This is a genomic window from Myceligenerans salitolerans (assembly GCF_017349295.1).
GTDB classification, from domain to species: Bacteria; Actinomycetota; Actinomycetes; order Actinomycetales; family Cellulomonadaceae; genus Myceligenerans; species Myceligenerans salitolerans.
On the sequence record NZ_JAFMPK010000047.1, the window covers coordinates 198,518 to 212,268 of the forward strand.

The window sequence follows — 13,751 nt, forward strand, 5'->3', positions numbered from 1 at the left end:
GGGGCCCGTCGTCGCCGGGTCGGGGGGTGGGATGCGGCGTCAGGCCGCGGTCGTCACCGGGTCGCCGAGCACGTCGGCGGCGGCGTCGGCGATGATGCCGAGCCCGCGCCGGACCTCCTCGGAGGTGATGGTCAGCGGGGGCATGGTCTTCAGGACCTCGCTGTCGGGCCCCGACGTCTCCACCAGCAGGCCGCGCCGGAACGCCGCGGCCGCGATCTTCCCGGCGGCCTCCTTGTCCGGGAACTCGATGCCGGTGAGCATGCCGCGGCCCTTGACGACGGCGTTCTCGTAGCCGTCCGCGATCTTCTGCAGCCCGTCACGCAGCTCGGCCGCACGCTCCTGGACCTGCTTCTCGAACGTGTCGTCGGCCCAGAACCGCTTGAGAGCGGCCGCACCGGTCACGAACGCCGGGTTGTGCCCGCGGAACGTGCCGTTGTGCTCGCCGGCCTCCCACTGGTCCAGGTCCGGACGGACGAGCGTGAGGGCCATCGGCAGGCCGTAGCCGGACAGCGCCTTGGACAGGCACACGATGTCCGGGGTGATGCCCGCCTCCTCGAAGCTGAAGTACGTACCGGTGCGGCCGACGCCGGCCTGCACGTCGTCGACGATCAGCAGGATCTCGTGCGCCTTGCACAGGTCCGCCAGCGCGCGCAGCCACTCCGGGCGGGCCGCGTTGAGGCCGCCCTCGCCCTGGACGGTCTCCACGATGATCGCCGCGGGCAGGTCGACACCCGACCCGCTGTCCTCCAGGACGCGCTCCAGCCAGAGGAAGTCCTCGACGGCGCCCGAGAAGTAGTTGTCGTACGGGATCTTCGACGTGTTCGTCAGCGGCAGGCCGGCACCCTGGCGCTTCATCGAGTTGCCCGTCACGGACAGCGCGCCGAGCGTCATGCCGTGGAACGCGTTGGTGAACGACAGGATGTGCTGGCGGCCGGTGACCTTGCGCGCGAGCTTGAGCGCGCTCTCGACCGAGTTGGTGCCGGTCGGGCCGGGGAACATCACCTTGTAGTCGAGGCCCCGGGGCTTCAGGACGTAGTCCCGGAAGCTGGTGAGGAACTCGCGCTTGGCGACGGTGTGCATGTCGAGCGAGTGCACGATCGCACCGGAGCGCAGGTAGTCGATCAGCGGCTCGGTGAGCTCGGGGTGGTTGTGCCCGTAGTTCATCACGCCGGCTCCGGCGAAGAAGTCGAGGTACTCCCTCCCGTCCTCCGTCGTGACCGTGGATCCCTCCGCGGTCGCGAGCACGACCGGCCAGTTCCTGCAGTAGCTGCGGACCTGCGACTCGAGCTCGTCGAAGATGGTGGTCTGGGACATGGGGTATCGCTCCCGGGCATGGTTGTGATCGCGGCCCGCGTCGTCAGGCGGCCGGCGATCGGTCTCGTGGATGGTTCGAGGATGGTTGTCAGGCCGCTGTCGCGACCGGGCCGATACGGAACAGGTGCTCCGTGTCGTGCCCTCCTCCGAGGATGTCCTCGGTGAAGAGGGGCGTGCGTTCGACGGAGGCGCCACGCGCCTGCGCGAACGAGGTGAACAGGGCGATCGACGCCGCGTTGTCCGCGGTGATCGTGGTCTCCACGTGCGTGCACCGCGGCACGGACGCGACCACGTGGTCGAGCATCCTGGCAGCCAGCCGGCGTCCGCGGAACGCGGCGTCGACGGCGACCTGCCACACCATGAGCGTGGTGGGCTCGTCCGGACGGACGTAGCCGGTGAGAAAGCCTGCCGGCTGTCCGCCGACCGTCGCGATCACCGACGTGGCGGCGAAATCACGGGCCCACAGCACATAGGCGTAGGACGAATTGAGATCGAGCGTCTGAGAATCCCTGGCGATCCGCCACATGGCGGATCCGTCGTCGACGGTGGGTTCCTTGAGTCCCACGTCCTGGCTGGTCCGTGCTTCGTTATGGTCTTCGTCGGAGGGCTGCATCGCCCATCAACCGTAACGGACTTTATTGACACTGTCATGTTGCCGTCACAATTCGGCAACAGAATGTGGGCAAGCCCACGGCTCGAATCGTTATTGTTCCCCTGTGATCACCAACCGCCGCGGCAGCGGACCAACAATCCGGCCCTACCAGCCCAATGACCGGGATTCCGTCACCGACGTCTGCGTCCGCACGGCAGCCGGCGGGCAGGACGCCCGGGGCATCTACTCGGACGACCTCCTCATGCCGGATGTCTACTGCCTGCCGTACGTCACCTACGCCCCGGACCTCGCCTGGGTGGTGGACGACGACGCCGGGCGCGTGATCGGCTACGTCCTCGGGGTCGCCGACACGCGCGCGTTCGTCGACTGGTACGCCGCCGAGTGGACGCCCGGCTTCCGCGAACGTCACCCCCGGCCGGGACCCATGGGACGGGCCTACCGCTACAGCGAGGAGGCCCTGGTGCGTGACGGCGCCGACCCGGAGCGCATGGTGCGCGGGATCACCGCGGCCGAGCTCGACGACTACCCCGCGCACCTGCACATCGACCTGCTCCCCGAGGGCCAGCGGCAGGGCCTGGGGCGCCGCCTGCTCGACACCCTGCGCGCGGCCCTCGCCGACCGCGACGTCCCGGGCGTGCACCTCGGCATGGACCCGGCCAACACGGGCGCCCGGGCGTTCTACGCCGCGTACGGCTTCCGTGAGCTGCCCTCCCACCGCGCCGACGCACCGTTGCTCGGCATCGGCACCCGCTGAGGCGGCAGGGGTCAGTCCTCCTCCCCTGCCCCGGCCCCGGTCCAGGCCCGGCGCACCTGCTCGAAACGGGTCGGGAGAGGAGGGCGCGTCGCGCCGTACCGGGCGTTCGTGCGATGCACGAACCGCCGCCACGACAGCACCAGACCCTGTCGCGTGATCGGCAGCCCGCTGGCGACCGTGGTGCCGTTGTCGTGCGTGTGGTGGACGGTCAACAGCAGGGCACGAGGCGCCGACCCCTCGAGCTCCGCCGCCAGCTCCTCCCGGACCGCCATCCAGTGCCGGAGAAGCACGACCAGGTCGGCGGGAAGCCGGTGCCGGCGTGACACACGATGCTTGCCGTGCCGGACCACGGCGCTGCCCTCGGCCGCGCGGGCGGTCTCCGGGCCGAGGTCGAGGTCGTCGACACGCATCCGCAGCAGATCGCCGTACCGTGCGCCGGTGGCGCGCACCAGCCCCGTGATGACGGCCAGCCGCGCCGTCTCCGGTTTCGCGTCCACGCGCATGGCCTCCGACGCCAGCTCACGCCACACCCGCTCGGCCTCGTCCAGCGTGACCGGAGGACGAGGGTACCGAGACTCGTGAGGATCTTCGGCCGTCGTGGGATCGGTGGGGGCTTTCGGCTCCGAACTGGTCATGGGTTGAGTCTAGGCTTGGCACACTATTAATTTCCAGGGCCCAAGGGCTCCGGAGCACCACCGCGAGGGTCGGGCACGTCGACTCGCGGTCGGCGGCGGACCGTGAAGCCGGCCAGGACGCCTCCACGGAGGCGCCACGTAGGCTCGTCGCCGTGACCGAGCTCGCCCTCCCCCGCACGCTGGCCCGCCCGGTCGACCACGAGCTGGTGATCAAGAAGTCGAGGTTCCTCGCCCGCCTGGAGCCGGTCGCCGACCGTGCGGCGGCGGACACCGTCGTGGCACGGCTCCGGAAGGAGCTCTGGGACGCCCGGCACCACTGCGTGGCGATGGTGCTCGGGCTCTGGGCGGACCAGGCGCGCTCCTCCGACGACGGCGAGCCGGCGGGCACGGCGGGCGTTCCCATGCTGGAGGTTCTCCGGCACCGCGACGTGACCGACGTCGTCGCCGTGGTGACGCGGTACTTCGGCGGCGTCAAGCTCGGCGCGGGCGGCCTGGTGCGGGCCTACTCGGGCGCCGTCTCGGCCGCCCTGGACGACGCAGCGGCAGCGGGCGCGATGATGCGCCGCGAGATGCTGCACGAGGTCGAGGTTCCGGTTCCCCACGCGGACGCCGGCAGGATCGACAACCTGCTGCGCGACTGGACGGGGTCGCACGGCTCCGTCGTGCGGGAACCCACGTACGACGACGTCGCTCGGCTCCGGCTGCTCGTCCCGGGAACTCACCTGGACACGCTGCGGGCCGACCTCGCGGCGGCGTCGGCCGGGGCGCTGCGGCCGGAGGTCGGTGACAGTCGGGTGGTGGACGTTCCGGTGGCGCCGCAGAACCGAGCCGGTCCGGCGTGAACTCACCGCCCTGGCGCGAGCGGGGGGAGCGGGCAGTGGATCAGGAGACAGATGGTGCGGAGCAGCTCGAGCTCCTCCACCGTCAGCCGACCGTCATGACCGACCACCGTGACGACCGCTTCGACGAGTTGCTGCTTGGCCTGGGCGGACATGCCGTCCAGCGCTCCCCAGCCACTCTCGAGGGCGGCGACGCCGGCAGCGGGCGCGGCGTGGCCGACGGCGCCCGCACCGCGCCCGGGCCGACCCTCCCGCGCCTCCCCGTAGAGGAGGCGGAGCCCGGCGTCGAACGCCGCCGCCGCTGTCTCGGGGTCATCGGTTCCGGCGTCGGCGAGGACGGCGAGCAGGGTAGTGGTCGCCTCCTGGGCGGCCGCGGTGGAGTAGCGCCGACCCGCCCAGGACGGGTGGTGATGCCGCGCTTCGTGGAGCTGCTCGTGCAGCAGCCGGGACAGGCAGTACTCGCCGACGTCGAGGCGGCCGTCGGCCGCGATCACGTCGTGGAGAGTCGCCATGATCGCGTCCTGCTGCTCGGGGGTGCGGCGCCGCACCGCCGGGAACGTCAGTTCCGCGAGCGGGAGCCGCAGTTCCGGCGGCAGTCCGGCCACGCGCTGCGCGGCCAGCCGTACCTCGTCGGCCGCCGGTGCGCCGAAGTGCCGCTCCACGGACGCGAGCTGCGCCGTCCGCACGTCGGGGTGGGCCGACAGCACCAGCGCGATCACCAGCGCCACCGAGTCCTCGGGCTCGCGTGCCGCGGTACGCAGGTGCTCGGGAATGCGCTCGAGCAGGCCGCCCGCGCGTTCGAGCGCGTCGGGCGCGAGGCTGCCGACAGCGGCCACCACGGCGGCCGGGTCCGTCGCCACCGGAGAGACGTCCGGCCCGCCGCGCTGCCCCCCGCGCCCGTGCCCCTCACCCACCGGCTGCGCCCCCGCCGCGGCGCCGGCCAGCCCCATCGCCCGGTCCTCCGCCGCGCCGGACGGCGGCCTGCCGGCCCACTGCCGTCGCAGCTGTTCCAGGTCCTCCGGCCGCGTGTCCGGCTCCAGCGCGCGGATCCGGTCGATCAGCGGCGGGTGGGTGGCCAGCAGCTGCCCCCTGAGCCCCTTCGCGGAGCCGAACAGCATGTGCCCGACCTCGTCCGCCCGCGGGTTGCGGATCGAGGAGCTCTCCCTCAGCCCGGCGATCTTCTTCAGCGCGCCGGCCAGTCCCGCCGTCTGGCGCGTGTACTGGACCGCGGTCGCGTCCGCCAGATACTCGCGCTGGCGTGAGACCGCCGCCTGGATGAGGCGCCCGACCCCCATGCCGATCGCCCCGGCGATGATCAGCGCCAGCCCGATCAGCGGTGTGGGGTTGCGGTTACCGCCCCTGACCAGGGTCAGCACGCGACCGACGACGAACAGCACGAGCAGCCCGAACAGCAGCCCCATCAGCTTGATGTTGAGGCGCATGTCCCCGTTGACGACGTGGCTGAACTCGTGCGCGATCACACCCTGGAGCTCGTCGCGGTTCAGCCGGTCCAGGGACCCGCGCGTCACGGCGACGGCCGCGTCCGCCGGCGACCACCCGGCCGCGAAGGCGTTGATGCCGCGCTCCCGTTCGAGCACGTACAGGGCGGGCACCGGCGTACCGGACGCGATGGCGATCTCCTCGACCACGTTGCGCAGGCGCCGCAGCTCGGGGTCGCGCGTGTCCGCCGGAACCGGCGTACCGCCGAGCGACTCCGCGACACGCGCTCCCCCGCCGCGGCGCAGCGAGATCGACTTGAACAGCGACGACAGCCCGATCAGCGCGATCGTCAGCACGCTCGCCGCGCCCAGCGCCGCCACGACGGTGTCGGCGGGCGAACCGACCCCGATCACCAGCCACACCGCGAGGTCCACCACGGCCACGGTGCCGGCCACGGCCAGCGCGAACAGCACGACGAGCCGGGCGGAGACCCGACGGACCCGGCGCTGCCGCTCGAAGAAGTTCATGCGGTGCTCAGGCGGGGTAGTCGGGCAGGTCGAGGTCCACCCGCGGGGCTTCGCGCTGCGCGGGATCCTCGATCTCGAACAGCGCCGCCTCGGTGAAGCCGAACGGCCCGGCGACGAGGCTCGCCGGGAAGACCTCGCGCTTGTTGTTGTAGAACATGACGCCGTCGTTGTAGGCCTGGCGGGCGAAGGCGACCTTGTTCTCGGTGGAGCGGAGATCCTCCATGGCCTGGAGCAGCGTCTGGTTCGCCTTGAGGTCCGGGTAGCTCTCCGTGAGGGCGATGAACCGGCCCATGGCCTGCGTCAGCATGTTCTCGCCCTCGGCCAGTGCCCGCATCGCGCCCGGGTCTCCCGGGGCGTCCGACGCCGCGGACTGCGCGGTGACGGCCTGGGAGCGCGCCTGGATGACGGCTTCGAGGGTGGCGCGTTCGTGCACGAGCGAGCCCTTGGCGATCTGGACGATGTTCGGGATGAGGTCATGGCGGCGCTTGACCTGGACGTCGACCTGAGCCCAGGCGTTCTTGTAGGCGTTGCGGGCGCGGACCAGGCCGTTGTAGATGCCGATCACCCAGAACGCCAGCACGAGGATGATGACGACGACGATCGCCAGCACGATGATTGTTCCGATGTCCATGACCGCTCTTCTCGTTCGTCGCTCGGCACGTTGCGGGCTTTCGCCGCCAACGTATACCAGGACGCCGACAGCGGTCCCGCACGGCACGGCGACGCCCGGACGACGGGGCGTCCGGCGCGTCGTCCGGGCGGCATCGGTGAGAGCCGGGCGCGAGGTCAGGCGATACCGTCGGGCCCCACGGTGGCGCCGTCGGGCACCTGGCCGGTGCCGTCCGGGGAGCCGGCGGCCCGCGACGGCTCGCGCAGCACCGCCTTGCCCACCGCACGCACGCCCGATCCGAACGTCCAGTCGCCGCCGACCGTGAGCGACTCGGCGTCGGTGAGCGACGGCGCGCCCGCCTCGAACCGGGCGGTGAAGTCGTCGATGAGCCTGTAGTAGCGCTTGTCGAGGTCGACGAGCGGCGCCGACTCACCGGCACCCGCGTCGAACGTCGCGTTCAGCCGGTAGTCCTCACCGAGGTCGTAGACGTCCGAGCGCAGCAGGAGCAGGTCGTTCGTGGTCTTGACCGGGAGGAACCGGCTGCGGGGCACCTCGATGGCGGTCGCGCCCTCGAAGACGCCCACGGCGGCGCCCATCGCGGACTCGATCTGCACCACCGCGGGCGAGGAGGAGTCCGACGGGTCGACCGTCTTCTCGTTGCGGATGAGCGGCAGCTCCAGCACACCACCGGTACGTTCGAGCTCCGCGCCGAGCGCCTCGAGGTCGAACCAGAGGTTGTTGGTGTGGAAGTACGGGTGCCGTGTCGCGTCGAGGGCGGAGGCCATGTCGTCCGGGTGCGTCTGCGCGGTCTCGCGCTGCACGATCCGGCCGTCGGACCGCCGGCGCACCAACTGTCCGCCCTTGACGTCGGCGGCGGTCTTCGCGCACAGCTCCGCGGCGTACGGGGCGCCCGACGCCGCGAACCAGCCGGCGATGTCCGCGTCCGGCGCGGCACCCAGGTTGTCCGAGTTGGAGACGGACAGGTACCGGAACCCGGCGTCGAGCAGCCGGGTGACGATACCGTTCGCGTGCAGGGCCGCGTAGAGGTCGCCGTGGCCGGGCGGACACCATTCGAGAGACGGGTCCGCGTCCCAGCGGACCGGTGCGAGGGTGTCGGCCAGGAGCTTGGGCTCGCGGTTCTGCAGGAAGTCCAGGGGCAGGCCGTCCACGGCCAGGTCCGGGTACCGGGACAGCGCCGCCAGGGTGTCGTCACTGGTGCGGAACGAGTCCATGAGGACGAGCGGCAGGCGGGCGCCCGTGGCGCGGCGGGCCGCCCGGATCTGTCCCGCGATGACGTCGAGGAAGCTGAGCACCGTACCGTCCGCCGCCACGCGGACGGGCAGGAGGCTCTTGGCGCGGTCCATGCCCATGGAGGTCCCGAGGCCCCCGTTGAGCTTGCAGATCGCCGTCCGGCCCAGCGCCGCGGCGGCGTCGGCGGGATCGATGTCGAGGTCGGCGTGACGCGGGATCCCGGTCAGGGGCTCGACGTCGTCCTCCCGGACGAGGCCGGTCTCGCCGGAGGTCAGGATCCGGTAGAACCGGGTGAACGTCTCGATGGCGGCGGGCGCGACGCCCGCCTCGGTCATCTTCTCCCGCGCCTGCTGGAGGCCGTGCGGCTGTGCGGTCGCATCGCTCATGGCGCCAGGTTATGCGACTCGCGGCGAGGTTCCCCGGCGCGTCCGGGCACGAGGTCGGGAACGGCCCCGCGGCGTCACCGGAACCGCTCGGGATCGCCGGCGCCCTCGCGCACGACGTCGGGGAAGCCCCCGGACCAGTCCACGACGGTGGTCGGTTCGGGCACGCCCGCCCGGCCGTCGTCGAGCACGACGTCGACGGCCCGGTCGAGGATGTCCTTGACGGTACGGCCGTCCGTGAGAGGTTCCGTGTCACCGGGCAGGATGAGGGTGGAGGAGAGCAACGGCTCCCCGAGGCCCCGCAGCAGCGCGGCCACGACCCGGTGATCGGGGATCCGCACCCCCACCGTCTTCTTCCTCGGGTGCGCGAGGCGACGCGGCACCTCCGCCGTGGCGGGAAGGATGAACGTGTACGGGCCCGGCGTCGCGGCCTTGATGGCGCGGAAGGCGCTGTTGTCGAGCTTGACGAGCTGCCCCATCTGGGCGAAGTCCGCGCACACGAGGGTGTAGTGGTGACGGGCGTCGTGGCGACGAATCTCGCGGATGCGGCGCACGGCGTCGTGGTTGCCCATCGTGGCGCCCAGCGCGTAGCCGGAGTCGGTCGGGTAGGCGACGAGGCCGCCGTCGTTCAGTGCGGCGACGGCCTGGCCGATGCTGCGCGGCTGCGGGTCGACGGGGTGGACCTCGAGGTAGTGGGCCATGGTCCGACGCTACTCCCCCGCCCCGGGGCCCCGCCGTCCGGCGCCGCGTCGTCAACCGGCGAGGTCGAGGGCCCTGCGCAGTTCGGCGTCGGACGCGTTGCCGCCGGAGCAGACCACACCCACGCGGCGGCCGGCGAAGCGCTCGCGATACCGTACGACGGCGGCCAGTGCTGCCGCGCCCGCCCCTTCGGCGACGGTCCGCGCCGCGGTGAGGTAGCGGCGCTGGGCGGCGCCGATCTCGTCGTCGGACACGAGCAGGAAGTCGGCGAGCCGGTCCCGCAGCACGGCCTGGGTGAGGCTGAAACCGGCGCCGGTCGCGAGACCTTCGGCACGCGTGGCCGCGGGACGCTCGACGAGTTCCCCGCGGCGCCAGGAGTCGTGGGCGGCCGGCGCGGCGTCGGACTGGACGCCGATCACCTCCACGTGCGGCGCGATCGCCGCCGCGACGAGGCAGGCGGCGGCCGCGCCCGATCCCCCGCCGACCGGGACCACGACCGCGTCGAGGTCGGGTGCCTGCTGCAGCAGCTCGAGATACGAGGTCGCGACGCCGGCGATGAGCAGCGGTTCGTCGGCCGCGGACACGAGCCGGGCGCCGTCGCGCGCGGCGAGGTGTGCGGCATGGCCGGCGGCCTCCGTGAGGGACTGCCCCGCGAGCTCGACGCGCGCACCGAGCGCCCGCACCGCACGTTCCTTGAGGGGGTTCGGCGGATTCGGCCCGGCGGGCATGACGATGGTGGCCGGCGCTCCCGTGTACCGCGCGGCGTACGCCTGCGCCTGGGCGTGGTTGCCCGTGGAGTAGGCGACGACGCCGCGCTCACGTTCCTCCGGCGTCATCGACAGCAGCAGGTTGAGCGCCCCTCGCACCTTGAACGAGCCGGTGTGCTGAAGGTTCTCGTGCTTCACGACGACGCTCGCACCCGTGGCGGCGTCGAGCTCCGCGTACGAGGTGGCCGGGGTGCGCACCACCAGGTGCTCGATGCGCACGTGCGCGGAGAGCACATCGGGCATCCCCGGGGGCGCGGCGGTGGTCACGGCGATCGGTGCGGCGGTCATGCGGACCACTCTGCCCGGCGGAGACACATAGGTCCAATACGAGGTTTCGTCGTAACGCATAGCGATAACCGATACAAAGGGCGTAGGCTGGTGCCATGCCCGCAGACCTCGACCTGACCCGGCTCCGCGTGCTCGCCGCCGTCGCCCGTACCGGCTCCGTGACCTCCGCGGCCCGAACGCTCGGTTACGCGCAGCCGTCGGTCAGCCACCACCTGTCCCGCCTGGAGTCCGAGGCAGGGATCCCGCTGCTGCAGCGCGCCGGCCGCGGCGTCCGTCTCACGGAGGCCGGACGCCTCCTCGCCGACCGCGCGGAGGAGATCCTGGCCCGGGTGGACGGCGCCGCACGCGAGCTCGAGGCCCTCGCCGAGATGCGCGCCGGCCGTGCGCGCCTCGCCGCGTTCCCCTCCGCGCTCGCCACGATCGTGCCCGCCGCCGTCGCGAACCTCCGCGACGACCTGCCCGGCCTGGCCGTGAGCCTCCTCGAGGCCGAGCCGCCCGAGGCCGTGGACGCGCTGCGCGCCGGGAAGGTCGACGTCGCGCTCGTGTTCGAGCACACCGACGTCGCCCACACCCGCAGCATCGAGGACCTGTCCCGGTTCGAGGTGACCGACGTCTTCGACGAACCCGTGCACCTCGTGCGCTCGGTCGGCGACGCGCCCGCGGACGCCGCGGGCGGCGTGTGCGACCCGCCCGGCCTCGCGACCCTGGCCGACGCCGACTGGATCGCCGGGTGCGAACGCTGCCGAGCCGACCTCCTGGCGCGATGCGCACAGGCGGGCTTCGCCCCGCGGATCGCGTTCGAGACGGACGACTACGTCGCCATCCAGGCGCTGGTCGCCTCGGGCGCCGGTGTGAGCACGGTGCCCGCCCTCACGCTGCGCGCGCACCGCGACCCAGGAGTCGTCACCGCTCCCCTCCCCGGTGCGATCCGGCGGATCATGGCGCTCACCATCGGCGCACCCACCCCGCCGGCGCGTGAGCTGATCGCGCGGCTCGCCGCCGTCGGGCGGCGGTTCGCCGACGAGGACCAGCTCGCCGACGAGGACCAGCTCGCCGCGGCCTCCTGACCCGCGAGCCCGAGGAGTCTCGCCGTGCCCGACTGGCTGACCTGGTGGTCCACGACCGACTACGACGTCGCACGAGAGGTGCTCCAGCGCGGCTTCGGCGCACTCTACGTGGTCGCGTTCTGGGCTGTCCTGCGCCAGTTCCGGCCGCTGAGCGGCGAGCACGGCCTCACCCCCGCGCCACGGCTGCTGGCCGCGACCACCTGGCGGGACGGGCCGAGCGTCTTCCGGGTGCACTACTCGGACCGGTTCCTCGCCGCCGTCGCCTGGTGCGGTGTCGCGCTGGGCGGGGCCGTCGTCGTCGGCCTGCCGCAGGCCGGCGACTGGTGGGTGCCCGTGCTCTGTTTCGGCGCGCTGTGGTTCGGCTACCTGTCGGTGGTGAACGCGGGCGGGCGGTTCCACGGGTTCGGCTGGGAGTCGCTGCTGTGCGAGGCCGGGTTCGTCGTCGCGTTCCTCGGTTCGGCGGGCGGCTTCGGCCTGTCCGACGGCGTCCCGACGCCCGTCCTGACGATCCTGGCCGTGCGCTGGCTGCTGTTCCGCGTCGAGCTCGGCGCGGGTCTCATCAAGTGGCGCGGCGACCCCTCCTGGCGCGACCTGACGGCGCTCGACCACCACCACGAGACCCAGCCGATGCCCGGCCCGTTCTCGTGGCACGCCCACCACCTGCCACGCCGGTGGCACCGGGTGGAGGTGGTGGGGAACCACGTGACCCAGCTCCTGCTCCCGTGGCTGCTGTTCCTGCCGCAGCCGTTCGCGTCCGTCACGGGGCTCGCCGTCGTCGTCACACAGGGCTGGCTCGTGGTCACGGGCAATTTCGCATGGCTGAACTGGGCGACGATCCTGCTGGGTCTCGGCGTCGTCTCCGACGGCACCTGGGCATGGCTGCTGGGCTGGACCGGCCTGCCCCTGCCCGACACCGCGGGACCCGCAGGTGGCGCCGGCACGGCCGCGGTGCCCGCCACCTACGTGGCCGTGGTGAGCGCGGCGATGCTGCTCCTCGCCGTCCTGTCGGTGCGCCCCACGATCAATCTCGCCTCCCCGCGTCAACGGATGAACGCCTCGTTCGAGCCGTTCCGGCTCGTCAACGCCTACGGGGCGTTCGGGTCGATGACGAAGCGCCGGATCGAGATCGTCGTCGAGGGCACGGACGCCGAGGATCCGGACACGGGGGCGTGGCGGGAGTACGAGTTCCGCGGCAAACCCGGCGACCCGGCGCGCCGGCCGCCCCAGTGGGCGCCCTACCACCTGCGGCTCGACTGGCAGATGTGGTTCCTGCCCCTCGGCCACGCCTCCGGCTGGTTCACCGTGCTGCTGCGTCGCCTGCTGGAGGCCGATCCGCCGACGCTGCGTCTGCTGCGCACCGATCCCTTCGGCGGCGCCCGCCCACGGTGGGTCCGCGCGGTCGCCTGGCACTACCGGTACACCACCCCGGCCGAACGTGCCGAGACCGGGCACTGGTGGGTGCGCGAGGCGCCACGCGTCGCCGTGCCACCGATGCGCCTCGACCGCTCCGACCGTTCCGACCGGTGACACGGCACGGGGCTTCCCCCATCTCGCGGCCCCGTGAGCACGCCGTGAGCACCGCCAACGTGCCACGCACTGGTGAAAGGGTTTCGGCCGCAAGAGATATGTCCCCCGCAGTCCTTTTTTTCGGAGTGTGATCATGGCAACATCGAGGGGTGCACCTGATCCGAGAGTTCACCCCCGTCGCCTACGACTTCGCTCTCGCCTCGTGGGGCTGGCTCGGCATCACCGATCAGGTCCCGAGATTCGCCTCGTGCTTCGGCGACATGTTCCTGGAGTCGCCGACCGGGTGGTGGTTCCTGGACACCGTCGAGGGCACGCTGGAGCGGCGATGGCGCACCATGGACGAGATGTTCGGGGAACTCGAGTCGGCCGACGGACGCGCCGAGTACCTGTTGGAGGAGACCCTGCACCAGGCCCGCGCACGAGGCCTGAGCCTGGCCGACGACGAGGTCTTCGCCTTCGTCCCGCCGCCCGCCGTCACCGGATCCATGGCGGTGGAGAACCTCACGCCGCTGCGGTTCGCGATCGCCGCGAGCCTCTCCGGCCGGATCCACCACGAGCTGCGCGTCGTGACGACGCCGGCCCTGCCCGCCGCGCCGACACCGCCCGCACAGCACTCACGGCCCGCGGCCCACGCCGCGCCGGCAGCGTACACGCCACGAGCCTGGTCGGAACCGACACCGCGGGTTCCGCACGAGCTGTACACGCCACGGCCGTACACGCCGGAGGTGTGGTCGGCGCCGACGCCCCAGGCCCCGGCCGCGCGCAACCCGGCCCCGCGCAACCCCGCGCCGGCCTACCAGGCGCCGCCGACCAGTTCGGCGGCGGGCTTCTCCGGCGCGCAGCCGCGTAATCCGGCGCCCTCCCAGCGCGCGGCCACCCCGCGCGCGGTGCCGGACCCGCTGCCGTCGTGGGCGCCGCCGTCGCACGTCCCGCCGGAGACGACGCTCACCGGCTCCCACCGCACCGCACCGGCCGCGCGGCGGGCGCGCCACTTCGCCTGATCGGACGCCCCCCGCCGCCGCGCCCGGCCCCCGGCC

General features: G+C 72.6%; 13 protein-coding genes. 5 read left to right on the top strand and 8 right to left on the bottom strand.

The features are described from left to right. Positions 1-39 precede the first annotated feature (39 nt). Together ectB and ectA are read right to left on the bottom strand one after the other, a co-directional pair. Positions 40-1,314 carry a diaminobutyrate--2-oxoglutarate transaminase gene (gene ectB / locus J0911_RS14440; protein WP_207276153.1) on the bottom strand — a complete coding sequence of 425 codons (1,275 nt, stop codon included), beginning with the start codon at positions 1,312-1,314 and terminating at the stop codon, positions 40-42. An 88-nt stretch (positions 1,315-1,402) separates the two neighbouring features. After that, complete coding sequence (gene ectA, locus J0911_RS14445) at positions 1,403-1,879, bottom strand: diaminobutyrate acetyltransferase (protein WP_307865098.1); 477 nt, start codon at positions 1,877-1,879, stop codon at positions 1,403-1,405. Positions 1,880-2,030: 151 nt separating this feature from the next. Here ectA and J0911_RS14450 point away from each other — a divergent pair, with 151 nt between their 5' ends. After that, positions 2,031-2,681: a GNAT family N-acetyltransferase gene (locus J0911_RS14450; RefSeq protein ID WP_307865099.1), complete on the top strand. Its 651-nt coding sequence runs from the start codon at positions 2,031-2,033 to the stop codon at positions 2,679-2,681. Positions 2,682-2,692: 11 nt separating this feature from the next. Here J0911_RS14450 and J0911_RS14455 read toward each other — a convergent pair whose 3' ends face one another. Continuing rightward, a complete protein-coding gene (locus J0911_RS14455; RefSeq protein WP_207276155.1) occupies positions 2,693-3,316 on the bottom strand; it encodes a tyrosine-type recombinase/integrase in 624 nt (207 codons plus the stop codon). Between the two features lie 152 nt (positions 3,317-3,468). On the opposite strand from J0911_RS14455, the gene J0911_RS14460 reads away from it, so the two are divergent. Then, positions 3,469-4,158 carry an IMPACT family protein gene (locus J0911_RS14460; RefSeq protein WP_207276156.1) on the top strand — a complete coding sequence of 230 codons (690 nt, stop codon included), beginning with the start codon at positions 3,469-3,471 and terminating at the stop codon, positions 4,156-4,158. 2 nt (positions 4,159-4,160) lie between these two features. On the opposite strand, the gene J0911_RS14465 is transcribed toward J0911_RS14460, so the two are convergent. The 5 genes from J0911_RS14465 to J0911_RS14485 all read right to left on the bottom strand — a co-directional run bounded on the left by J0911_RS14465 (position 4,161) and on the right by J0911_RS14485 (position 10,120). Further along, positions 4,161-6,122 carry a M48 family metalloprotease gene (locus J0911_RS14465; RefSeq protein WP_207276157.1) on the bottom strand — a complete coding sequence of 654 codons (1,962 nt, stop codon included), beginning with the start codon at positions 6,120-6,122 and terminating at the stop codon, positions 4,161-4,163. A 7-nt stretch (positions 6,123-6,129) separates the two neighbouring features. Beyond that, positions 6,130-6,753 (bottom strand): LemA family protein, encoded by a 624-nt coding sequence (locus J0911_RS14470; protein WP_207276158.1) that lies wholly within the window; start codon positions 6,751-6,753, stop codon positions 6,130-6,132. 155 nt (positions 6,754-6,908) lie between these two features. Further along, positions 6,909-8,369, bottom strand: a complete 1,461-nt coding sequence (locus J0911_RS14475; RefSeq protein ID WP_207276159.1) for a UTP--glucose-1-phosphate uridylyltransferase — start codon at positions 8,367-8,369, stop codon at positions 6,909-6,911. Between the two features lie 74 nt (positions 8,370-8,443). After that, complete coding sequence (locus J0911_RS14480; RefSeq protein WP_207276160.1) at positions 8,444-9,067, bottom strand: L-threonylcarbamoyladenylate synthase; 624 nt, start codon at positions 9,065-9,067, stop codon at positions 8,444-8,446. A 51-nt stretch (positions 9,068-9,118) separates the two neighbouring features. Then, entirely contained in the window at positions 9,119-10,120 is a 1,002-nt protein-coding gene (locus tag J0911_RS14485) for a threonine ammonia-lyase (RefSeq protein WP_242636754.1), read from the bottom strand. A 95-nt stretch (positions 10,121-10,215) separates the two neighbouring features. Between J0911_RS14485 and J0911_RS14490 the strand changes: the two genes are divergently transcribed. From J0911_RS14490 to J0911_RS14500, 3 genes are all read left to right on the top strand, one after another. Then, the gene (locus tag J0911_RS14490) at positions 10,216-11,187 is read left to right on the top strand and encodes a LysR family transcriptional regulator (RefSeq protein ID WP_207276161.1); all 972 of its coding nucleotides are present in this window, start codon (positions 10,216-10,218) and stop codon (positions 11,185-11,187) included. 24 nt (positions 11,188-11,211) lie between these two features. Beyond that, positions 11,212-12,714, top strand: coding sequence for a lipase maturation factor family protein (locus J0911_RS14495; RefSeq protein ID WP_207276162.1), 1,503 nt, complete (start codon positions 11,212-11,214; stop codon positions 12,712-12,714). Between the two features lie 149 nt (positions 12,715-12,863). Continuing rightward, on the top strand, positions 12,864-13,715 hold the full coding sequence (locus J0911_RS14500; protein WP_207276163.1) for a T6SS immunity protein Tdi1 domain-containing protein: 852 nt from the start codon (positions 12,864-12,866) through the stop codon (positions 13,713-13,715). Positions 13,716-13,751 lie beyond the last annotated feature (36 nt).